This is a genomic window from Amycolatopsis umgeniensis (assembly GCF_014205155.1).
GTDB lineage: Bacteria > Actinomycetota > Actinomycetes > Mycobacteriales > Pseudonocardiaceae > Amycolatopsis > Amycolatopsis umgeniensis.
In genome coordinates this window covers 8,564,412-8,586,487 of sequence record NZ_JACHMX010000001.1, presented here as the reverse complement: position 1 = coordinate 8,586,487, position 22,076 = coordinate 8,564,412, and the positions used below count along the sequence as shown (strand labels likewise).

Here is a 22,076-nt window from a genome sequence, read left to right as displayed (position 1 = left end):
GATTCCTCCGCCTCCGCCATTGAACCCGCCTGTATTCGGCGGGAAGACGAAGAGCGTTACAGAGTCCCGGGGCGACGCGCAGGAGACGTCGCCCCGGGACTCACTGGCGCGGCAAGGGTCAGCTCGTGGTGGCGGTGTTGATCGCCCTCGCGTAGGCGGCGGCCGTGCCTTGCGCCGAACACTTCTTGATGTCGTCGTACAGCCACATGAAGCCTCCGGGGATGCCCGCGGACGACTTCCACGACCTCATCCGGCTCTCCACCTGCGCGGGCGAGTTCCCCGCGGTGCAGCCGGAACCGTTCTTGCTCCACAGCCCCGGATCCACCGGCATGCCGAGCGACTGCGACCACGTCGCCGGGTTGTTGCCGCTGCCGCCCGCGTACGCCTGGAGATAGACGCGATCGACCAAGCCGCCGAGTCCGTTCTTCACGCCCTGCCAGTACGAGACAGCGGTGTACGGCGCGAGAGTGAAGTTCCGATAGCCCATCGCGTTCGCCATGCGGGCGAAGGTGACGGTGGAGTCGACGTCGTAGTGCGCTTCGTCGTCGTTGTTGATCGCGTCGGCGCCGGTGGCGTTCTTCAGCGCCAGGAAGTTGCGGTACAGCATGGTCCCGCTGCCGGTGCCGTCGCGCGTGATCAGCTTGTCGATGGCTTCCCAATCCGGCGTACCCCAGGCGCCGACCGAGACCTCGATGCGGTTGACCGACGTCGGTGCCTGCTTCAGCGTCCGCAGCCGCGCGGGCCATCCGGCGTCGCCGACGTACTTGCCGCCCGAGACCACGAGATGGTCGTTGTAGTACAGATCTCCGTTGTCGTGGACATGGATGCTCCACAGGATGACCGTGGTGAACCCTGAGGAGCGAAGGGTGTCCATGACGCCCTGTCCGTCCTGATAGAACGGTCCCCCGCCGTAGATCGCGGACCGGCCGGCCGCGGCGGGCGCCGTCCGGGCTTCGGCGGCGGCCGGTTGACTCGCCGGGACGATCGCCGCGGCGGCCACGAAGGCCACCATCGCACGCACCCAGGTCCACCTCATCAGGTCAGCTCCCTTCGGCCTGCTCCGGAGGGTATGAGATTTTCCAACGGGACGACCAGATTTGTTCAGAGATCTGTCCGGTGGAATAGACCATTCAGCTCACCGAGCCGGCGCCGCGGTGTCGCGAAAGCCACTTTCGGGACATCTGATGTCCCGAAAGTGGCTTTCGCGACACCCCAAGTCGCACCTCGGCGACCGCCAGGGCCCGCATCCAGAGGACTAAACGCGAGGAGCGGCACCCCGCTGCTCCTCGAAGATCAGCCAGGTCCGCGTAGACCGCACTCCGTCCAGTGCCTGGAGGCGTTCCAGGACGACATCCCGCAGCGACGCGTTGTCCGGCGTCCGCACCAGCAGCAGGATGTCGAAGTCGCCGCCGACCAGGGACACGTGCTCGACGTACGGGATCTCCCGCAGCTCGGCCGACATCGTGCGCCACGACGTCTGCTCGACGGTGATCAGGATGTACGCGCTCGTCCCGAGTCCGGCTCGCCGCGGGTCGATCCGGGCGCCGAAACCGGTGATGACGCCTTCGGATATCAAGCGATCGAGGCGAGCGTAGGCGTTGGTGCGCGAGATGTGCAGTCGTTCCGCCAGCGCGCGGACGGCGAGCCTGCCGTCCGAGGACAGTTCGCCGACGATCGCGCGGTCGATGTCGTCGAGGGCAAGGACCGTTCGTCCCGGATCCGGTCCGTGAGCCATGCCACTCGTGGACGGTTGGCGTGTCTGAACCGATTCTTCGGGCAGTTTGTCGCTCATTTCGCCTGCCTCTTGAACACCAGGACTCCGGAAACCACCATTTCAGCATCATATGTCTGTGAAAGGTGGTGCTGCGTCATGTCGCGGGAGACCCTTGCCGCCGCGTTGCTGCCGTCACCGGTCCCGGTGCGGTTCCTCGCCGAGGACGGCACGCGTGTCGACGAGCACGGCGCCTACACCGAGCCACCGTCCGAGCGGCTCGTCGAGGCTTACCGGCTGATGGTGCTCGGCCGCCGGTTCGACATCCAGGCGACCGCGCTGACGAAGCAAGGCCGCCTCGCGGTCTATCCGTCGAGCGCCGGCCAGGAGGCCTGCCAGGTCGCGAGCGCGCTGGCCCTCACCGAAGCCGACTGGCTCTTCCCCACTTACCGTGACTCGGTCGCGCTGGTCGCCCGCGGCCTCGAGCCGGGCGAGATCCTGACGTTGCTTCGCGGCGACGCGCACTGCGGCTACGACCCCGCCGAGACCCGCGTCGCTCCCCAGTGCACCCCGCTGGCCACCCAGACCCTCCACGCGGCCGGGCTCGCCCACGCGATGCAGCGCCGTGGCGAGGAGGCCGTCGCGTTCGCGCTCATCGGGGACGGCGCCACCAGTGAGGGCGACTTCCACGAGGCACTCAACTTCGCGGCCGTGTTCAAGGCGCCCGTGGTGTTCTTCGTGCAGAACAACGGGTTCGCGATCTCGGTGCCGTTCGAGAAGCAGAGCGCCGCGCCCGCGCTGGCCTACAAGGGTGTCGGCTACGGCGTCCGTTCCGAGCAGGTCGACGGCAACGACGCGGTGGCGGTCCTCTCGGTGCTGGACGACGCCGTCGCGCACGCGCGGGCCGGTCGCGGACCGGTCCTGGTCGAGGCGCACACCTACCGGATCGACGCGCACACCAACGCCGACGACGCGACCCGCTACCGCGATCCGGCCGAAGTCGAGAAGTGGCGCGCGGCGGACCCGGTCCGTCGCCTCGAGACCTACCTGACCACCGAGAACCTGCTGTCCGGCGAAGACATCGAGCGTTTCCGCGCCGAGGCCGAGACTTTCGCGGCCGGGGTGCGCGACACCTTGAACGCGGACGTCGAGCCGGATCCGTTGTCGTTGTTCGAGCACGTGTACGCCGTTCCGACCCGTCAGCTGGCCGCTCAGCGCGCGCTGGTCGCGGCCGAACTGGAAGCCGTGGAGGGCTGATGACCGAGATCTCGATGGCACAGGCGCTCAACGCCGCTTTGCGTGACGCGGTCAAGGACGACGATCGCGTGCTGATCTTCGGCGAGGACGTCGGCCCGCTCGGCGGTGTCTTCCGGGTGACCGACGGCATCACCGCCGACTTCGGCGAGGAACGCTGTTTCGACACACCGCTCGCGGAGTCCGGCATCGTCGGCTTCGCGGTCGGGATGGCGATGGGCGGCTTCCGCCCGGTGGTCGAAATGCAGTTCGACGCCTTCGCGTACCCCGCATTCGAGCAGATCACCTCGCACGTCGCGAAACTGCGGAACCGCACCCGCGGCGCGCTGTCGCTGCCCATGGTCATCCGGATCCCCTACGCGGGCGGGATCGGCGGCGTCGAGCACCACTGCGACTCGAGCGAGGCCTACTACACCCACACTCCCGGCCTGCGCGTCGTCACGCCGGGCACGCCCCAGGACGCCTACGACCTCTTGCGCGACTCGATCGACTCACCGGATCCGGTGATCTTCCTCGAGCCCAAATGCCGCTACTGGTCGAAGGAAACCGTGTCCTTCACCCGCGACGGCGCGGCCATGGACCGCGCGGTCGTACGCCGCGAGGGCAAGGACGTCACGCTGATCGCGTACGGCCCGATGGTCGCCACCGCGATGGAGACGGCGGAAGCCGCGAAGGCCGAGGGCTGGGACGTCGAGGTGGTCGACCTCCGGTCGCTGAGCCCGTTCGACGACGAGACCGTCACCGCTTCGGTGCGCCGCACCGGTCGCGCGGTCGTCGTCCACGAGGCCGCCGGGTTCGGCGGCTACGGCGCGGAGGTGGTCGCCAGGGTCACTGAACAGTGCTTCCACCAGCTGCACGCGCCCGTCCTGCGGGTCACCGGACTGGACATCCCTTACCCGCCACCGAAACTGGAACGCCACCAGCTTCCGGACGTCGACCGGATCCTGGACACCGTCGCCCGGCTCCAGTGGAACGACGAACCGGCGGTTGCCGGTGCCTGACTTCCTGCTCCCGGACCTCGGCGAGGGACTGACCGAGGCGTCGATCGTGAACTGGCTCGTCGCGGAGGGCGACACCGTCGGCGTCGACCAGCCGGTCGTCGAAGTGGAGACCGCGAAGGCCGCCGTCGAGGTACCGGTGCCGTTCGCCGGTGTCGTCACGCGTCTCCATGGCGAGCCCGGCCAGTCGCTGCCGGTCGGCGCTCCCCTGCTCACCATCGGCCCCGCGTTCACCGAACCCGGCGTGACGACGGCGAGCGAAGGCAGCGGCAACGTCCTGATCGGCTACGGCACGACCACCACGACGCGGCGTCGCCGGACGCGCGCCACCGTCGTCGAGCTGCCGCCCAAAGCACCGGGCGTGATCTCGCCGTTCGTCCGGAAAATGGCCGCTGACAACAAGATCGACCTGACGAAACTGACCGGCAGCGGCCCGGGCGGCATCATCCGGCGAGCCGACGTCGAAGCGGCGCTCACCGTCCCCGAGCAGAGGGACGGCGAGACGCGGATCGCGCTCACCGGGGTCCGCAAGGCTGTCGCCGACAAGCTGACGACCTCGCGACGCCAGATTCCCGAGGCGACGGTCTGGGTCGACGTCGACGCGACCGAACTCCTCGCCGCGCGGAAGTCGCTCAACGCCTCGGCACCGGACCGCCCGGTGAGCCTCCTCGGCCTCGTGGCCCGGTTCGCCGTGGCGGGACTGCGGAAGCACCCCGAGCTGAACTCGCGTGTCGAAGGCGACGAAATCGTCCAGCTGCGGGACATCAACCTCGGTTTCGCCGCGCAGACGGACCGCGGTCTCGTGGTGCCGGTCGTCCGCGACGCGGGATCACTGTCCACAAGGGAGCTTTCGGCGGCGATCGGCGAGCGGACGACCCAGGCCCGCGAAGGAAAACTCGGCCCGGCCGGCCTCACCGGCGGAACCTTCACGGTGAACAACTACGGCGTGTTCGGGGTGGACGGCTCCGCCGCGATCATCAACCATCCGGAGGCGGCCATCCTCGGGATCGGCCGGATCATCGACCGCGCCTGGGTCGTCGACGGCGCGTTGGTTGCGCGGAAGATCTGCGAGCTGACCTTGGCGTTCGACCATCGGGTGTGCGACGGCGGGACCGCAGGCGGGTTCCTGCGCTTCGTCGCCGACTGCGTCGAGTCGCCGGTCACCGCGCTCGGGGACCTCTGAGCGGCGCGTCGCACAACCGCCGGTTGTAGGCCGTCAACGACGCGTTGTTCGACTTCGGCGCCCAGCCTTGCTTTGATCTCGCGAATGGGTGGGCGGTCGCTGGGGCGACGATTCGGCTGGCTTTGGGCGGCGTACGCGGCGAGCGCTTTCGGCACGAGGTTCGCGTTCGACGCGTTCAGCCTCATCGCCATCGTGGCGCTGGGTGCGGGCGCCACCGAGGTCTCGCTGCTGGCGGCCGCGGGGCTCGTCGTGGGCGCCGTGGTCGCGCTGCCGCTCGGCCCCTGGGTCGAGTTCCGCCGCAAACGGCCGGTGATGATCGCGATGGACCTGGTCCGCTGCGCGGCGCTGCTGACCGTTCCGGTGGCCTACGCGTTCGGGCTGCTCGGCTTCGGACAGCTGCTCGCCGTGTCGGTGATCGTCGCCGCGGCGGACATCACGTTCCTCGCCGCCAGTGGCGCCTTCCTGAAAACGCTGCTGCCGAAGGAAGACCTGCTCGTCGCGAACGCGCGGTTCGAATCGACCACGTGGACGGCGACGGTGCTCGGCCCGCCGCTCGGCGGTTTCGCCGTCGGCCTGTTCGGGCCGGTGATCACGATCGCCGCCGACGCGGTCAGCTATCTGCTCTCGGCGGTGGGGATCCGCGCGGTCGGCGGCTCGGAGCCACCACCCGCGAGGCCGGACGGCCCCCGGCTGAGCGGCCGCGACCTGTGGGAAGGCTGGCGGTTCATCCTCACCCATCCGCTGCTGCGGCCCTTGTTCGTCAACACGATCGTGGTCAACGGCCTGATCATGGCGACCGCGCCGCTGCTCGCCGTCCTCATGCTCGGTCAGCTCGGTTTCGCCCCGTGGGAGTACGCGGTGGCCTTCGCCGTGCCCTGTCTCGGCGGGCTGATCGGGTCGAGGCTTTCCCGGAGCGTGGTCGCCCGGTACGGCCGTGACCGGGTCCTCTTCGTCGCGGGGTGGCTGCGCGTCTGCTGGCCCGTCGGGCTGGTCTTCGTCCATCCCGGTGTTTCGGGGCTGGTCCTGGTCATCGTCGTCGAACTCTGCCTGATCACCTGCATCGGCGTGTTCAACCCGGTGCTGGCCACCAGCAGGCTCGAACAGGTACCCCTCGACCGCGCGGCGCGCACCCTTTCGGCCTGGTCGATCGCGGGCAAGCTCACCACCGCGGGCTTGACCGCGACATGGGGCCTGCTCGCCGCGTTCACCGGCCCGCGTGCCGCTGTCGGCATCGCCGGGGCGCTCATGCTGGCGACGCCGCTCCTGCTCCCCCGAAAGCGTCGGACCCCTGTGCCAGGATCGACACATGTCGATCAAGAGAGTGGTCACCGACCTCGAAACCCAGTCGATGGACCGGGTGAAAGCCTTCTACGTGCAGGTGCTCGGCTTCGAAGTGGTGATGGACCACGGCTGGATCGTGACCCTGGCGGATCCGGAACGGCCGGAGGTCCAGCTGAGCCTCATGACCCATGACGAAACAGCGCCCGTCGTCCCGGCCGCCTCGATCGAGGTCGAAGACGTCGACGCGGCCTACGCGGCGGCCAAGGCCTCCGGCGCGGAGATCGTGCACGAACTGACCGACGAGCCGTGGGGCGTCCGGCGGTTCTTCGTCCGCGATCCCGGTGGCCACGTGGTCAACGTGCTGTCCCATCGCTGAGCCCGTTCGGCCCAGCTCGCTGGGCCCGATGGCGGGTTTCATCAAAATTTCATGACGCATCCCTAACGTTCGAACACGCACCGTAGTCGAACGGAAGGGACGATGAACGTGAAGAAATTCAGGGGGGTCCTGGCGGTGGCCGCGCTGGCCACCGGGCTGGTCGGCGCCATGGCGCCGGCGGCCCAGGCCGAGACGGCCGAGCAGGCGCGCTACTACATCCTCGTCGGCGGCACCTGCGACGGGGCCGCGACCGTGTACAACGACGCCTGGTTGCGAGGCGGGATCCGGAAGGTGGTCCACTACCCGGCGGGGGCCGCCGGACTGCCCAACTGCGACCAGACACCGATGGACCAGAGCGTCGCGCGCGGGCACGAAGAAGCCCGTCGTGTCGTCCAGAGCTCCTTCGACGAGAACCCCGGCGCGGAATTCACCGTCGTGGGCTACTCGCAGGGCGCGCTGGTCGCGAACCTGGTGCTGAACGACATCGCCGACGGGAAACTCGCCGTCGACAAGTCGCGGTTCAGCGCGAAGATCTTCGCCGATCCGATGCAGCCTGTCGGTCCGCCGGGACGCGGGATCAGCGCGGTGCTCCCGCCGGGCGCCGGGGCGCCGTCGCCGTTCGGCGGCTACGTGTCCTTCGGGCCCGGCCGCACCGATTTCGGTGGCATCCCGTTCATCCGCTACTGCATCGAAACCGACGGTGTCTGCCACTTCGACACCTTCGAAGCGCCTGGCGGGTATTTCGCCCAGCACCTTTGTTACCAGTGGGCCCGTCCCACCGATCACCGCTCGATCATGGAGGACACGATCGCGGACGGCGTGTACACCAACGGTTCGCACGCGCTGCCGCGGCAGAACTGCCGTCCGCCGCATCCCGCGCCGTGACCGGGTGAAGGCCGCTGTCATCCGGCGCCCGATCGCCGGGTGACAGCGAATCGGGCGCCTGCCCGTCCACAAGGGTGTGGGCGGGCAGGCGTCGGTCACCGGCAAAAAGCACTGTCCACAGTGGCCATCACCGCCTTGGAGCCCTTCTCGGCGTCTCCGAAAGTCCCTGGCATGGCGGTCACCGCGAGGCCGACCGTACGGCCGTCTTCCGTTGCCCCGCCACGGGTTTCGAAGCCGTGGATATCCCCGCCGTGCCCCCAGTACACCCCACCGCAGCTGAGCGGGTTGCTCATCAGGCCCAGGCCGTATTTCGTCCCCGGGAACAGCGGCGCGTCGACCGTCTTGCGCATCTCGGCCAGCTGCGCGGCGGGCAGCAGCTTTCCTTCGAGCAGGACGCGGAAGAACCGCGCCAGGTCGCTCGGCGTCGAGATCAGTTGACCGGCGGCGCCACCCCAGGACGGGTCCAGCTCGGTCGCGTCGATCACCTTGCCGGTGGCGGCGTTGCCGATGGCGTAACCCTGCGGGTGCCGTCCCTGGATGGTCTGGTCGCCGACCTGCGGCCAGTAGGTGTGCTTCAGTCCCGCCTTCTTGATCACACGTTCGGTGATCTGTTCCTGGATCGGGCGTCCGGTCACCTTCTCGATGACCATGCCCGCCAGCAGGTAGCCGGTGTTGCTGTACTCCCATTTGGTGCCGGGCGCGAACTTCGCCGGATGGCTCAAGGCCGCGGCGAGCAGTTCGTGGTTCGGGAAGTACCGGTGCTGCACCTTTTCGAAGTCCTGGAGGCCGAGATACTCGGTGTAGTTCGGCAGTCCGCTGGTGTGCTGCAACAGGTGCCGGATGGTGATCTCGGTGCCGTCGATGCCCTCCCCCCGCACGATCCCGGGAAGGTACTTCTCGATCGGGGCATCCAGTTCCACCTTGCCCTCGGCGACCAGCTGCAGGACCGCGACCGCGGTGAACGTCTTGGTGTTGCTGCCCGCCCGGACGCTGCCGTCGCGGGGGACCGGGACCTGGCGGTCGATCCGCGAGGACCCCGCCACCAGCGACGTCGTGCGCCCTCTGCCGGTCACAGAGGCCAGAGCGGCCGGGAACTTCTCCTGACGTACCAATGAATCGAGGCCTTGCTGCAGCTCAGACCCCTTGGCGGGGGCCGCGTCCGCCGCCGTGGTCCATGCGGAGCCCAACAGCCCCGCCACCGTCAGGACCACGACACCCTTGCGTACCGTCATGCGTACTCCTTCATCGACCGGATCAACACTGATCACACTGGTCGAATCGGGCACGAAGATCAGGAGGGCAGCCTCCCGGATCCCGGGTAGCGCTGGCGCTACCCGGGAAACTTTTTCGGACGAGAATTCGTCCCACCATTGTCCGCACGGGATGCGGCTGGTTAAGGTCAGTTCACTAAGTGGACTAGACCACCCGAGGCCGGGAGGCGACGATGCCCCTCGACGAACAGCAGACCTGGGCGATGCTGCGAGAGCTGGACGAACCCGGCTACTGGGAGGTACCGCACGACTTCGACGGACCTGCCGCTCGAGCCCGATTCGAGCAACTGGCCGAGCGGCTCGGGCGAGCCTTCGACTGTGTCTGCGATGTCGACCGCAACGTTCAGGACGCCAGCCATCTCGGCAGGATCGTGATCCCGGCGAGCGCGACCTCCGCGGTGGACCAGCTGACCGTCACGGTCAGCAATTTCGGCGGTCTCGTCGCGGTGACACTGGGAAATCCGGGCAGTTACGACGAGGACGAAGAGCTCGAGTTCTTCCCGGCGCGGGACCGGAGCCGGGTCGAAGACGAGCTGGAAGCACTCGGCTACCTGCCCGTCTCCGAACATCCGTTGTGGACCAAGTACACCGGGATCAGCGGCTTCGACGCCCTGTACCCGCCGGACCGGCCACCGTCGTGGTGGGACCGGTTCTTCGACTACCTCTAGACGCGGCTCGGCGCGAGCGCGGCGGCGAGTTCCGCCGCGTTCCGCGCGCTGACGAGCACTTCGTCGAAGCGAAGCCCGGCGACCGCGCGATCGATCTCGAGCCGTAGCGCCGGCACGCCCCGGCGGACCGACACCAGCTGACGGACTCCCGTCCCCAGCCCCCAGTACCCCACCTTCAGCACGCCGCTGATCAGCACTCCGGCCCGCCCACCGCGGGCCCGTCCCACCGGCGCCTCGACGCGCTCGACGGCCCTGATCGCCGCCAGCGGCACCACCACTTCGTCGCGCCACACCGCCAACCGCTCCCAGGCCGAGAACCTCACCCGCACCCCGCCCTCGGCGATGTCCATCTTCGCCATCACGACCACCTTCCCTCGGTAGCTATCTGATGTAGTTGTTATAGTAAGTGTATAGCAGATATCCTTGGTGGGTGTTGCTGACACTCGACCTCGACAGCGAGGTGCCGATCTACCAGCAGATCCGCGACCGGATCGTCGAAGCCGTCGCCGACGGCGTGCTGGTCGAGGGCAGCGCCCTGCCCTCGACCCGGCAACTCGGGGCCGACCTGGGGATCAACTTCCACACCGTCAACAAGGCCTACGACCTGTTGCGGACGCAGGGATTCATCCGGATCAACCGCAAGACCGGCGCCGTCGTGCGGCGGGACGCCGGCTCCGGGCCGGCGGAGGACGGCTACGCGGACGAGTGGCAGGAGCGGCTGCGCACCCTGCTCGCCGAGGCCGTCGCGCTCGGACTGGGTCCGCGCGAGGTGACGGGCCGGTGTGAAAGCGTGCTGGACTCCTTCGCGGTGGGCACGCGGCGATGACGCTGAACCTCGCCCTGATCGTGTTCACCGCGGGTGTCTTCCTGTCCGCGCCCGCCCTGTCGCGGCCGACGCTCCCGTTCGGTGTCCGGATCCCGGCAGGACGCGCCGAAGAGCCCGTCATCGCCCTCGTCCGCCGCCGCTACAACCGGGGAATCGGGGCAGCCGCCCTCATCGCCTGCGCGGCCGTCGTCTTCACCCGGCTCGCGCCCGACGTCGTCCTGATCGGTCTCGTCGTGGCGTATTCGCTGCTCGGCGGACTGGCGCATCGTTCGATCACCGCCGCGAAACGGGACGGCGGCTGGTACGCGGGGACACGGCAGGCGGTCGCCGCCGACACCTCGCTGTGGTCCGACCCGGTTCGTCCACAGTGGATTCTCTTGACGCCAGCGGGGTTGCTGGCCGTCGCCACGGCGGCCATCGGCCTGTCCAAGGACGTGACGGCCTTCTCGACGGTCATCGCACAAGCCCTGCTCGTCGTGCTGATCTCGCTCCTGGCCATCGCGATCCCCCGTGCCCGCCCCGAGATCGACGCCGCACAGCCGTCGGCTTCGGCTTCGCGATACCGGGAGTACCTGCACGGCGTGCTCAGTCTGCTGCTGATCTCCGCAGGCTGCGTCAACGCGACACTGCTCGTGGTCTCGCTCCAAGTGTGGGAGATCGTGGAAACGACGGTGCCGGTCACGATCGTGGCCTACCTTCCGCTGGCCGCGGCCTTCCTCGCGTGGATCGTCTTCGCCGTCCGGGCGGGCGACGCCGGGCACCGGCTCTCCCCCATCGGCGACGAAGCGGAAACCCCGTACGAGCAACGCGACGACGACCGCTACTGGCACGCGGCCGGGATGGTCTATCTGAACCGGGGAGACCCGGCGCTGCTGGTGCACCGGCGGGTCGGGACCTACTGGACGCTCAACCTCGGACATCCGGTCGCCTGGCTGGTCCTCGCCTTGGTCGCCGTGGCCGGGGTGCTCGCCGGAACCGGTGTCGTACCTCTCCCGGCCAAGGGCGTTTGACGGTATTTTGGTCGTGGGTGAGGAATCGTGGCCGTGGTGCCGGACTTCGTGGGGAAGCAGGCACTCGATGCCTGGTTGTCCGGGCACGAGGCGGGGTTACTGCTGCAAGGACCCGATCCCGACAGCCCGCACCCCCTCCTGAACGGCCGGGTCGCCGCGCAGTTGCCCGCGCCCGGAGCGCGGCTGCCTCAGTGGAGTGCGGTGACCGTCTGGATCACCGGCGGCGGAGACCCCGCAGGCGTCCGCGAGCCCCGGCGTCCGCTGCCGAACCTCCTCGAAGACCAGGCCGAGGGCTGATCACCGGGTGTGATCAGGGGAGCCCTGGCCGCTCGTTACCCTGAGGCAATGACGTCGCACAAGACCCCTCAAACCATGAAGCCCGCGACAGCGGCGAAGAAGCTGGGTGTGTACCTCGAGGCCACCCCGGCGGAGTTCCAGGAGGGTGTCGTCTCCCGCGACGAACTGAACGCGCTGCAGGCCGAGCCGCCCGAGTGGCTGCGGGAACTGCGCCGCAACGGGCCGCACCCGCGCCCGGTCATCGCGGCGAAGCTGGGCATCTCCATCAGCGGCCTGGCGCGAGGCGGGATCACCGGCGCCCTCACCACCGACCAGATCGACGCGGTCAAGACCGAAGAGCCCGACTGGCTGAAGCGTGAGCGCGAGACCCAGGCCGAGGTCCGCAAGGAAGAGGCGCGGGTGAAAGCCGCCCGCACCGACGGCTAGGCCGGGTCTCAGTCCTTCGCGATGCCCCCAATGCCACATTGGAGACGCTCAGTGTCTCCAATGTGGCATTGGGGGCATCGTCAGCTCCGGCTAGCTGCGGCGGCGGGGCTTGCCGCGTTTGGGAGCACCGCGCTGCGGCTTCCGGCCGCCAGGCTGGGGGCGCTTGATCTTCGCAGGCGCTTTCTTCTCACTGGCTTTCTTCTCCTGGACCTGCTTCTCCGGCGCCTGCTGCCGCCCCCGGGTGCTGTTGACGGTCCGGCCGCGGACGATCCCGATGAACTGCTCCATCAGGTCGGTGGTCTCTTCTTCCGGCCAGGACAGTGCGACCCCGGACTCCGGTGCGCCGGAGATCGGACGGTAGGTCAGATCACGCCGGTGGTGCAGGCGCGCGAGGGACTGCGGGACGAGCAGCAGCCCGACGCCGGCGGCGACCAGTTCGATGGCGTCCGCCGTCGTGGCGGGACGCTCCAGCGCGGGTTTCCCGGGCGGCCGGTCCCACTCCAGCGTGTCGTCGAGCGGGTGCAGCACGATGTCGTCGGCGATGTCGTCGACGGAGACCTCGTCCGCGGCGGCGACCAGGTGGTCCTTGGGGACGACCACGACAGTCGTCTCGGTGTAGAGCGGGATCGCGTGCAAGCCCTCGCGGTCGATCGGGAGCCTCAGCAGGACGGCGTCCACTTCGCGCTCCCGGACCAGCGCGGCGGCGTCGGCGGCGGTCGTCTGGACGAGGTCCAGCGGAACGCCGGGCGACCGCTCGTTCCAGATCCGGACCCACTTCGAGGGCGTCACGCCGGGGACGTACGCGAGCTTGAACGAGGCGGGTGTGTCCGGGCCGGTCATGGGGGCAAGGTTACCGGGCGTAGTGCGAGCCGTGAGTCGTCCATCCAATCACGCGTGTCGTCCGTCTGATCACACGTGCCGTCCATCCAGTCACGTGAACTACTCGAGTCTCGGACCTTGATCAACGGAGGATCGGGGACGCTCAACCCTCCGTTGATCAAGGTCGCGCCGGTTACGACACTCACGAGACCGGCCTACGGAGCCCAAGCCCCCGAGACCGCCCAGGTGACGTCCTGGTCGTACGAGACCGGGTTGTCGAACGGGTGGCCACCGCCGCTGGCCGCGACGAAGACCTCCTCGGCGTAGTGCCGCATGTTCGTGCCCAGTTCGTTCACCGACGCGAGCCGCACGCCACCGGGTCCGGGCTGGGCGCAGAACGTCGCGTCCTTCCGGAACAGGTCGGTGTTGTCGTTCCCGCCGAGCCGCACCCGGAAGTCCGCGTGCCGCAGGAACTGGCCCGGATAGTTGCGCGCCTCCAGCGAGTAGCACGACGGATCCGCGAGGCCGCGCCGCACGAAGAACGTCGCGTCCGCCTTGAGCACCGCCGCACTCGACGCGTTCACCACGTCCGTCCGCGCGAGACCGTCACGGTGCCGCAGGAAACGGTCGGTGAAGCCCGGTGTGGTCACCTTGAACGACCTTGCCTGATCCAGCGGCAGGTCGGCGCCGCTGCGCCAGAGCGGGACCGAGACGGCCCACGTCGTGTCCGCCGCGAAACCCGACGGGGTGTCCCAAGGGTTCGCCCCGCCGCTGCGCGCGAGATAGACCGTCTCCGCGTAGTGGCGGATGTAGGCGCCACGCTGGTTGAACGACTCCAGTGCCGTTCCTCCGGCACCCTCCCTCGCGCAGAAGGTCGCGTCCGCGGCGAACAGGGCCGAACCGTCGTTCGCGTCCTTGCGGATCCGCGACGACGCGTGCCGCAGGAACTGCCCGGGGTAGTTCCGCGACTCGAACGACAGGCACGCCGCGTCGGCCAGCCCCTGCCGTACCCAGAACGTCGCGTCCTTCTTGGCGACGTCCGCGCTGCCTTCGCCGAGGACGTCGGTGCGGACGAAATCGTTCTGGTGCCGCAAGTACCGGTCGGTGTACCCGGCCGTGGTGACCCTCAGCGAAACCGGCTCGCCCTTGCCCACTTCGGTGCCCTTGGCGATGGCGAGCACCTTCTGGTTGATCTCGCGCACCCGCGCTTCGGTCATCTTCAGGACACGGCGGTCGTAGGTGTAGAAGCCGTTGACCTCGTTCTCGACGTCGTACGGTTCGGTGTAGACCGACGCGGAAAGCCCGCGGCCCTGCACCATCCGCCCGACCTGCTTCGTGATCTCCACGTACCGGTTCGTCAGCGACGTCTCGTCCGGGTACAGCGCGCCGTACGCGAAACCCTTGCCGGGTTCCCATTCGTGCCCGACGACGCGTCTGCCGAGGCCGCCGTACTCCCCCAGCACCGCGACCCGTCTCGCGTCGGGTTGCCTTGTGCCGGTGGAGATCTGGTACGCGTGATCGTCGATCACGTCACCGTTGCCGGGATCCGGATCGGACACACAGCAGTTGGAACCCGAGTTGTGGTTGATCAGCCGGGTGTCGTCGATCGAGCGGACCAGGTCGACGATGCGTCCGGCGTCGTACTCGCCCCAGCCCTCGTTGAACGGCACCCATTGCACGATCGACGTGATGCCCTTGTGCTGCTCGATCATCCGCCGCAGTTCGGACTCGAAGTTCGTGTGCCCGTTGGGGACTTCGTCGACGGCGTCGAGCGCGGGCATGTCCTGCCAGACCATCAGCCCGAGCCTGTCCGCGTGATAGAACCATCGCGCCGGTTCGACCTTGATGTGCTTGCGGACCATGTTGAAGCCCAAGGCCTTCTGGCGTGCGAGGTCGAACCGCAGCGCCTCGTCCGTCGGCGCGGTGTAGATGCCGTCCGGCCAATACCCCTGGTCGAGGGTGCCCAGTTGGAAGACGAACTTGCCGTTGAGCAGCGGCCGCATCACGCCGCCGACCATCGCCTTGCCCAGCGAGCGCATGCCGAAGTACCCGGTGACGACGTCGCCTCCCGGCAGCCGCACCCGCAGGTCGTAGAGGAACGGATCGTCCGGTGACCACAGCCGCGCGTTCGGGACCGGAACCCGCAGGTGGGATCCGACGGCTCCGGTCGCGGTGCCGACCACTTGGCCGCCCGAAAGCACTTCGGCGGTCGCCTGCTGCCCGGGCGTGCCTTGGACCACGAGGTCGAGCGCGCCGCCGGGGACGTCCGGCGTGGTGTCGAGCCGGGTGATGTGCTCGGCCCGGACCGGTTCCAGCCAGACGGTCTGCCAGATCCCCGACGCCGCCGTGTAGAAGATGCCGCCGGGCGTCTTGCGCTGTTTCCCGATCGGGTACCGGCTGCCGTCGACCGGCGACGCGACACCGACGACGATCTCGTTCTCCCCCGCCTTGAGCGCCGGGGTGATGTCGAACGAGAAGGCGTCGAAACCGCCGGTGTGGCTCCCGATCGACGTCCCGTTGACCCAGACCCTGGTCTCCCAGGTGACGGCGCCGAAGTTGAGCTTCACCCTGCGGCCGTCCCAAGTGGACGGAACGGTGAACGTCCGGCGGTAGAACATGTTGTCCTCGTGCCGTTTGATCCCCGAAAGCATCGACTCGATCGGGTAAGGCACGAGGACGTTCTCGCCCAGCGGCCTGCCGATCGGCGGCGAGTTCAGGTTCGGCGCGCCGGTGAACCCCCAGGTCCCGTTGAGGTTGAGCCATTCCGAGCGCACCAGTTGCGGGCGCGGGTACTCGGGCAACGCGTTGGACGGCGAGACCTGGCTCGTCCATGGAGTCGGGAGCGGGACGGGGGCGGCTTGGGCGACGGGGACGAGTGTCGTCGCGGCGGCCAGCAGACCGGCCACGACGCTCAGGACGCGCGCGGTTCTTCGGTGCATGCGATCTCCCTATCTCCGGGTGGTCGTGCGGGCCAGCGACCGCTGCAGGACAACGACCACCAGCAGGAACGCGCCGCTGACCACCGACTGGTAGTTGCTGTCGAGAGTTCCTATCTGGTTGATGACGTTCTGGATGACCGTTCGGATGCCCACCCCGATGACCGTTCCGAGAATCGTGCCCATCCCACCGGTCAGCAGGGTGCCCCCGATGACGACGACGGAGATGGCGTCCAGTTCGAGGCCGACCCCGATCACCGTGACACCGGATTGCAGATAGGCCGCGGTGAGCGCGCCCGCGAGCCCGGAAAGGACACCGCTCATGACGTAGACGGTGACCTTCGTCCGCGCGACGGGCAGTCCCATCAGCTTCGCGGACTGCTCCGAGCCGCCGGTGGCGAACACCGACTGCCCGAACCGGGTCCGCCGCAGCAGGAGCCCGCCGATCAGGCACAGCGCCGCCGCGATGAACACCGGATAACCGAACCCGAACAGCGTGCCGCGCCCGAGTTCGACGAACGCCTCACCCTCCGGGATCTTGTACGTCGTGGCGCCTTCGCTGGTGATCGCGAGCAACAGCCCGCGGGCGAAGAGCAGCGTCGCCAGCGTGACGATGAACGGCGCCATCCCGGTTTTCGCGACGAGAAGCCCGTTGATCAGCCCGATCAGCCCGCAGACCGCCAGCGGGAGCAAAAGCGCCACGAGGAAGCCCCACTGAGAACCGTATGCCGCGAGGACCCCGCCCAGCGCGTACACGGAACCGACCGACAGGTCGATCCCGCCGGTGATGATCACGAACGTCATCCCGAGCGCGATGATCGCGAGGAACGAGCTCTGCAACGCGATGTCGCGCAGGTTGTCCAGGCTGCCGAAGCGCGGGAACAGCAGCCACGCCACGGCGACCATGAGCACCAGCGCGATGGCCGCGCCCTGTTTCTGCAGTACTCCGGTCATCAGCTCGCGCCGGGTGGAGTCCTGCCCGGCCAAGGTGGGCGCCGCGGTCATCGGCTGCTCCGTTCCCGTGCGACGTACACCGCGCCGACGATGATCGCGGCCTGGATCATCTGCGCGGTCGAATCCGGCAGGTTGTGCTTGATGAGCGTGGCGCGGACGAGCTGCATGAGCAGGACACCCATCACCGTGCCGAGGATGCGGACGCGTCCGCCGGTCAGCGGGGTCCCGCCGACCACGACCGCGGTGATCGCGGACAGTTCCATCAGCAGTCCGGCGTCCGCGGGGTCGCCGGCGCCGAGCCGGGCGGTGGAGAGCACCCCGGCCAGCGCGGCGAGCAGTCCGCAGATCGCGTAGACGCCGATGAGGACGCGGTTGACCGGCAGCCCGGCGAGCACGCTGGCACGGCGGTTGCCGCCGATCGCGACCAGCCGCCTGCCGAACGCCGTCTTCCCGACCAGCGCCGCCATCAGGACGGCCAGGACGGCCGCGATGAGGACGCTCACCGGGATCCCGAGGACTTCACCGGTGCCGAGGGCGAGGAAACCCGGATCGTGCAGCTGGACGAGCTGGCCGTCGGCGAGCACCAGCGCGAGCCCGCGCCCGCCGACGAGCAAGGCCAGTGTCGCCACGATCGGCTGGATCCCGACCTTGGCCACGAGGACGCCGTTGAGCGCGCCCGCCGCCAGTCCCGCGGCGAGCGCGATGGCGACGGCGGGCAGCGTCCCGGCGCCGAGGTACAACGGGATGATCGCCGCCGACAGGGCCATCACCGCGCCCACCGAGAGGTCGACGCCCTCGGTGCCGATCACCAGCGCCATCCCGAGCGCGACCACCAGTACCGGTGCGGCCTGGATGAGCTGGGTGCGGAAGTTGCCCACGGTCAGGAAGTTCGCCGTGAACGCGATGTTGAACAGCACGAGCGCGACGACGGCGACGTACACGCCGTACTCCTGCAGCCAGCGCGCCACCCTGGTCCGGTCCACCGTCTTCGCCGTGTCCGTCATGATGCTTCCCGGGCCCTCGGTTCTCTGCTGGGTGCTAGTCATTCGTTTCCCCGCCCGAGGCGATCGCGGCCAGCACGTGGTCCTGGGTCAGCTGCTCCCCCGCCAGTTCCCCCACCACCGCGCCGTCCTTGAGCACGACCAGCCTGTCGGCGCCGTCGAGGAGTTCCTCCATCTCGGAAGAAATGAGCAGGACGGCGAGCCCGTCCTTGGCGAGTTCGTCGATGAGCGCCTGTACCTCCGCCTTCGCGCCGACGTCGATGCCCCGGGTCGGCTCGTCGAGCAGCAGCACCTTCGGTTCGGTGCACAGCCAGCGGGCCAGCAGCACCTTCTGCTGGTTGCCGCCGGAAAGCTCGGAAACCTTCTGGTCGGGACTGGACACCTTGATCCGCAGGCGTTTGACGAACGTGTCGACGATCCTGTCCTGCCGGGCCCGGCTGACCAGGCCGAAGCGGGACAGCTTCGGCAACGCGGCCAGCACGATGTTCTCCCGGACCGAAAGATGGGGAATGATCCCCTCGGTCTTGCGGTCTTCGGCGAGCATGCTCACGCCCGCGCGCATCGCGGCCGCCACATTGCCCCGCGGGATCTGCTTCCCTCCCACGAGAACGGTGCCACCGGACAGCGGCAGATCGCCGACGATCGCCCGCGCGGTCTCGGTCCGGCCGGAGCCTAGAAGCCCGGCCAGCCCGACGATCTCGCCGGGTTTGATCTCCACCGAGACTCCGCCCAGCCGGTTGCCGCTGGTGAGGTTTTCCGCGCGCAGTATCGGTTCCCTGCCCGCTTCGTGATCACCCTCGAAGGCTGTCGACCCGTGCGATCGGATGTCGCCGACACTGCGGCCCAGCATCATCGACACCAGTTCCAGCCTCGGCAGGTCGGCGAGCGGTCCGGTGTGGACCCGCTTGCCGTCCCGCAGCACCGTCACCCGTTCGCAGATCCGGTACAGCTCGTCCATCCGGTGGCTGACGTACACGATCGCGATCCCGCGCTCGTGCAGCCTGCCGATGACCTCGAACAGCGTCTCGACCTCACGCGGCTCCAACGAGGACGTCGGCTCGTCCATGATCACGACGTCGGCGTCGACGGAGACGGCGCGGGCGAGCGCGACCATCTGCTGGGCGCCGACGCCGAGTGTCCCGAGTGGACGGCGGACGTCGGTGTCGATGCCGTAGTCCGCCAGCAGGGCCGCCGCGTCGGAGTTCATCCGCGCCCAGTCGACGAGCCCGAGCCGTCTCCTCGGCTCGCGGCCGAGGTACACGTTGCTCGCCACGCTCATCAGCGGGATGAGGTTGACCTCCTGGTAGATCGTGGAGATCGCGCCCCGCGCGTGGATCGTGCCGGAGTCCGGTCTGTGCACGCCGGTGAGCACCTTGATCAGCGTCGACTTGCCGGCGCCGTTCTCGCCCACCAGCGCGTGCACCTCGCCCGGCCGGAGCGCGAACGACACGTCGTCGAGCGCGCGCACCCCGGCGAACGTCTTCGTCACGCCTTCGACCTCGAGAACCGGTTCCATCGTCAGTACGCGTTCCCGAGCTTCTGCGCGGCGTTCGCCGAGTCGTACTGGTCGTCGGAGATCACCACGGTCGGCGGGATCTCCTTGCCCGCGGCGAAGTCCGCCAGGGTGGAGAAGGCGAGCGGGCCGAAGCGCGGGTTGGACTCGATGACCGCGTTGTAACTGCCGTCGGCGATGAGCTGGACGGCGTTGCGGGTGCCGTCGATCGAGACGATCTTGACGTCCTTGCCCGGCGTCTTGCCCGCGGCCTTGAGCGCGGTGACCGCGCCGATGCCCATCTCGTCGTTCTCGGCGTAGACGGCGGTGATCTCGGGGTTGCTCTGGATCAGCTGCTCCATGACCGTCTGTCCCTTGGAGCGGTCGAATTCACCGGTCTGCTCGGCGACGATCGAGATGCCCGGCGTCGAAGCGATCTCGTCCTTGAAACCCTTGGTGCGGTCGGTGGTCACGTTGTTGCCGGACGCGCCGAGCAGGATCGCGACCTTGCCGGTGCCGCCGGTCGCCTTCACCATCTCCTGTGCCGCGCGCTTGCCCTGCTCGACGAAGTTCGAGCCGATGAAGGTCAGGTAGTCCGAACACGGTTGTGAGGTCACCTTGCGGTCGATCGTGATGACCGGGACCTTCTTGGCCTTCGCCGCGTCGAGGGCGGGCTGCAGGCCGTCGGAGTTCAGCGGCGCCACGATGAGCAGCTGCGCGCCCCGGTCCAGCAACGACTTGATGTCGCTGACCTGCTTGTTGAGATCGCTCTGCGCGTTGGTGACCAGCAGTTTGTCCGCCGGGACACCGAGTTTCGCCGCTTCGTCCTTGATGGACTGCGTCTCGGCGATCCGGAACGGGTTCGCCTCCTTCTCCGACTGGGAGAAGCCGATGACCGCGTTCTTCACGTCCACCTGCGGGTAGCCGGTCTTCTCGCGGGCGCACCCCGGCCCGGTCGCGGCCTGGCTCGGCGCCGCCGAAGCGGCCGGTCCCGCCCCCGACGGGGCGGATTGCTGGTTCTCGCGGCTGGTGCAGGCCGTCAGCGCGAGCGCGAGGCCGGCCACCAGGACCAGGGTGCGGCGGATGGGCAGGGACATCGATCGCTCCTCGGGGAAGTCGAGCACACGGGTCTGCGGTGACCCATGTCACTCATAAGGACGATGCCAGATTTACATCGTTGGTACAACGTTGTAAATCCGCCGTTCGCGCGGCTAGGCTGTGCCGGATCTGTGCCGGAGCACTGCAGAGGGGAGCGAGGGTGGCCACGCTCAAGGACGTCGCCAAGCTTGCGGGCGTCTCGGTCAAGACCGTCTCGAACGTGGTCAACGGCTACGACTTCGTGAAGCCGGAGAACCGCAAACGCGTCGAGGAAGCACTGGCGTCGACCGGTTACCGGCCGAATCTCGGTGCCCGCAACCTCCGCCGCGGCCGCACCGGGTTCCTCGGGCTGATGCTGCCCGAACTCAGCATCCCGTACTTCGGCGAGCTGGCGGGACTGGTGCTGCAGGCGGCGCAGGAGCACGAGTGGAACGTGCTCATCGAACAGACCCTCGGCACCCGCGAGCGGGAGCGCAACGCGCTGTCCGCACTGGGCCCGCATCTGATCGACGGGGCGATCATCAGCCCGGAAGCGTTGCACACCAACGACTTCGAAGACCTGGCGCCGGGTGTGCCGCTCGTGATGCTCGGCGAGCACGTCGTCGACGTCCCGATAGACCATGTGGGCATCGACAACGTCCAGGCCGCGCGGATCGCGGTGCGGCACCTGATCTCGCTCGGCCGCCACCGGATCGCCGCGATCGGCGCGCATCCGCAGCGCCACACCGCAGCGCAACGGCTGGAGGGCTACCACTTCGCGCTCGACGAGGCGGGGATCGCGCCCATTCCGGAACTGGTCCTGCCCGCCCTTCGCTACCACCGCGCCAACGGCGCCGAGGCGATGGCGCATCTCCTCGCGCTGCCGGAACCGCCGGACGCGGTCTTCTGCTTCAACGACCTTCTCGCCATCGGCGCCCTTCGCGCCGCGGCCGAGCGGGGCGTCCAGGTGCCGTCGGACATGGCGATCGTCGGCTTCGACAACAACGAGGAGAGCGCGTACAGCCTGCCCTCGCTGACGACGATCGCCCCGGACAAGGCGGCGATCGCGCGGGCCGCGGTCGATCTGCTGCGACGGCGCATCGCGGGCGGGAGCGACCTCGAACCCGAGGACGTCCAGACGCCTTTTTCGCTGGAGATCCGGAACAGCACCATCGCCTGACAGTCGCGGGGCCGACGGGGTTCCGGAGTCCGTGAAGGACTCCTTCACTACCTTCAGAGTAGGCAAGGCCCCCTTCACGGACTTGGGTGTCGCGGTGTGACTGCTGGTGCACATGGGGCGAACGTGACGACCCGCAAGTCCGTGAAGGACTCCTTGAGGGACCCAAAGTCCCTCAAAGTTCCCCTCATCCGGCCCGAACCAGCATCTTGGACCCCAGCGACATCACCAGTCGCGACAACCGCGCGTGAAGGCCCCCTTCACGCGGCTCAGCCGGAGAAACTCGACCTTCACCCCTCCCCCAAGTACGTGAAGGCCCCCTTCCTTGCGCTAGGCGCAAGGAAGGGGGCCTTCACGTACTTCCAGCCGACCAAGACATCGAACCGGGGTCGGTCCGGTGTTGCGAGGTCACTACCGCATTTAGTCCTCTGGAT

At 68.5% G+C, this 22,076-nt stretch carries 22 protein-coding genes; 12 read left to right on the top strand and 10 right to left on the bottom strand.

What is annotated here, in order from left to right; translation table 11 throughout:
• Window positions 1-118 precede the first annotated feature (118 nt).
• Together HDA45_RS39115 and HDA45_RS39110 are read right to left on the bottom strand one after the other, a co-directional pair.
• A complete protein-coding gene (locus HDA45_RS39115) occupies window positions 119-1,036 on the bottom strand; it encodes a lysyl endopeptidase (RefSeq protein ID WP_184904124.1) in 918 nt (305 codons plus the stop codon).
• Between the two features lie 219 nt (window positions 1,037-1,255).
• Window positions 1,256-1,735 (bottom strand): Lrp/AsnC family transcriptional regulator, encoded by a 480-nt coding sequence (locus HDA45_RS39110; protein WP_184904122.1) that lies wholly within the window; start codon window positions 1,733-1,735, stop codon window positions 1,256-1,258.
• Window positions 1,736-1,870: 135 nt separating this feature from the next.
• On the opposite strand from HDA45_RS39110, the gene pdhA reads away from it, so the two are divergent.
• The 6 genes from pdhA (at window position 1,871) to HDA45_RS39080 (ending at window position 7,688) form a co-directional block, all read left to right on the top strand.
• Window positions 1,871-2,968 carry a pyruvate dehydrogenase (acetyl-transferring) E1 component subunit alpha gene (gene pdhA / locus HDA45_RS39105; protein WP_184904120.1) on the top strand — a complete coding sequence of 366 codons (1,098 nt, stop codon included), beginning with the start codon at window positions 1,871-1,873 and terminating at the stop codon, window positions 2,966-2,968.
• Window positions 2,968-3,966 carry an alpha-ketoacid dehydrogenase subunit beta gene (locus tag HDA45_RS39100; protein WP_184904118.1) on the top strand — a complete coding sequence of 333 codons (999 nt, stop codon included), beginning with the start codon at window positions 2,968-2,970 and terminating at the stop codon, window positions 3,964-3,966. Before pdhA ends, HDA45_RS39100 begins: the two co-directional genes overlap by 1 nt.
• Window positions 3,959-5,146: a 2-oxo acid dehydrogenase subunit E2 gene (locus HDA45_RS39095; RefSeq protein ID WP_184904115.1), complete on the top strand. Its 1,188-nt coding sequence runs from the start codon at window positions 3,959-3,961 to the stop codon at window positions 5,144-5,146. Before HDA45_RS39100 ends, HDA45_RS39095 begins: the two co-directional genes overlap by 8 nt.
• Window positions 5,147-5,230: 84 nt before the next feature.
• Window positions 5,231-6,619: an MFS transporter gene (locus HDA45_RS39090; protein ID WP_246480941.1), complete on the top strand. Its 1,389-nt coding sequence runs from the start codon at window positions 5,231-5,233 to the stop codon at window positions 6,617-6,619.
• Window positions 6,504-6,803: a VOC family protein gene (locus HDA45_RS39085; RefSeq protein ID WP_343072258.1), complete on the top strand. Its 300-nt coding sequence runs from the start codon at window positions 6,504-6,506 to the stop codon at window positions 6,801-6,803. The genes HDA45_RS39090 and HDA45_RS39085 overlap by 116 nt, the downstream gene beginning before the upstream one ends.
• Window positions 6,804-6,905: 102 nt before the next feature.
• A complete protein-coding gene (locus HDA45_RS39080) occupies window positions 6,906-7,688 on the top strand; it encodes a PE-PPE domain-containing protein (protein WP_184904111.1) in 783 nt (260 codons plus the stop codon).
• A gap of 95 nt (window positions 7,689-7,783) precedes the next feature.
• On the opposite strand, the gene HDA45_RS39075 is transcribed toward HDA45_RS39080, so the two are convergent.
• Entirely contained in the window at window positions 7,784-8,920 is a 1,137-nt protein-coding gene (locus HDA45_RS39075) for a serine hydrolase domain-containing protein (protein WP_184904109.1), read from the bottom strand.
• A 212-nt stretch (window positions 8,921-9,132) separates the two neighbouring features.
• Between HDA45_RS39075 and HDA45_RS39070 the strand changes: the two genes are divergently transcribed.
• Entirely contained in the window at window positions 9,133-9,627 is a 495-nt protein-coding gene (locus HDA45_RS39070) for a hypothetical protein (RefSeq protein ID WP_184904107.1), read from the top strand.
• On the opposite strand, the gene HDA45_RS39065 is transcribed toward HDA45_RS39070, so the two are convergent.
• Window positions 9,624-9,986, bottom strand: a complete 363-nt coding sequence (locus HDA45_RS39065; RefSeq protein WP_184904105.1) for a hypothetical protein — start codon at window positions 9,984-9,986, stop codon at window positions 9,624-9,626. The genes HDA45_RS39070 and HDA45_RS39065 overlap by 4 nt on opposite strands.
• 71 nt (window positions 9,987-10,057) lie before the next feature.
• On the opposite strand from HDA45_RS39065, the gene HDA45_RS39060 reads away from it, so the two are divergent.
• The 4 genes from HDA45_RS39060 to HDA45_RS39045 all read left to right on the top strand — a co-directional run bounded on the left by HDA45_RS39060 (window position 10,058) and on the right by HDA45_RS39045 (window position 12,186).
• Window positions 10,058-10,453: a GntR family transcriptional regulator gene (locus tag HDA45_RS39060; RefSeq protein WP_184904103.1), complete on the top strand. Its 396-nt coding sequence runs from the start codon at window positions 10,058-10,060 to the stop codon at window positions 10,451-10,453.
• Window positions 10,450-11,463 (top strand): DUF1648 domain-containing protein, encoded by a 1,014-nt coding sequence (locus HDA45_RS39055; RefSeq protein WP_184904101.1) that lies wholly within the window; start codon window positions 10,450-10,452, stop codon window positions 11,461-11,463. Before HDA45_RS39060 ends, HDA45_RS39055 begins: the two co-directional genes overlap by 4 nt.
• 27 nt (window positions 11,464-11,490) lie before the next feature.
• Window positions 11,491-11,760: a PASTA domain-containing protein gene (locus HDA45_RS39050; protein WP_221471356.1), complete on the top strand. Its 270-nt coding sequence runs from the start codon at window positions 11,491-11,493 to the stop codon at window positions 11,758-11,760.
• Window positions 11,761-11,835: 75 nt separating this feature from the next.
• Entirely contained in the window at window positions 11,836-12,186 is a 351-nt protein-coding gene (locus tag HDA45_RS39045) for a DUF5997 family protein (RefSeq protein WP_221472956.1), read from the top strand.
• A gap of 90 nt (window positions 12,187-12,276) precedes the next feature.
• Here HDA45_RS39045 and HDA45_RS39040 read toward each other — a convergent pair whose 3' ends face one another.
• The 6 genes from HDA45_RS39040 to HDA45_RS39015 form a co-directional block, all read right to left on the bottom strand.
• Window positions 12,277-13,026 (bottom strand): LysR family substrate-binding domain-containing protein, encoded by a 750-nt coding sequence (locus HDA45_RS39040; RefSeq protein ID WP_184904097.1) that lies wholly within the window; start codon window positions 13,024-13,026, stop codon window positions 12,277-12,279.
• Between the two features lie 194 nt (window positions 13,027-13,220).
• On the bottom strand, window positions 13,221-15,944 hold the full coding sequence (locus HDA45_RS39035) for an AbfB domain-containing protein (protein WP_184904095.1): 2,724 nt from the start codon (window positions 15,942-15,944) through the stop codon (window positions 13,221-13,223).
• A 9-nt stretch (window positions 15,945-15,953) separates the two neighbouring features.
• On the bottom strand, window positions 15,954-16,946 hold the full coding sequence (locus tag HDA45_RS39030) for an ABC transporter permease (protein WP_184904093.1): 993 nt from the start codon (window positions 16,944-16,946) through the stop codon (window positions 15,954-15,956).
• Window positions 16,943-17,899: an ABC transporter permease gene (locus tag HDA45_RS39025; RefSeq protein ID WP_184904091.1), complete on the bottom strand. Its 957-nt coding sequence runs from the start codon at window positions 17,897-17,899 to the stop codon at window positions 16,943-16,945. Before HDA45_RS39025 ends, HDA45_RS39030 begins: the two co-directional genes overlap by 4 nt.
• Before the next feature lie 34 nt (window positions 17,900-17,933).
• Complete coding sequence (locus HDA45_RS39020) at window positions 17,934-19,412, bottom strand: sugar ABC transporter ATP-binding protein (RefSeq protein ID WP_184904089.1); 1,479 nt, start codon at window positions 19,410-19,412, stop codon at window positions 17,934-17,936.
• Window positions 19,413-19,414: 2 nt separating this feature from the next.
• A complete protein-coding gene (locus tag HDA45_RS39015) occupies window positions 19,415-20,485 on the bottom strand; it encodes an ABC transporter substrate-binding protein (RefSeq protein ID WP_184904087.1) in 1,071 nt (356 codons plus the stop codon).
• A gap of 161 nt (window positions 20,486-20,646) precedes the next feature.
• On the opposite strand from HDA45_RS39015, the gene HDA45_RS39010 reads away from it, so the two are divergent.
• Window positions 20,647-21,645 carry a substrate-binding domain-containing protein gene (locus tag HDA45_RS39010; RefSeq protein ID WP_184904085.1) on the top strand — a complete coding sequence of 333 codons (999 nt, stop codon included), beginning with the start codon at window positions 20,647-20,649 and terminating at the stop codon, window positions 21,643-21,645.
• Window positions 21,646-22,076 lie beyond the last annotated feature (431 nt).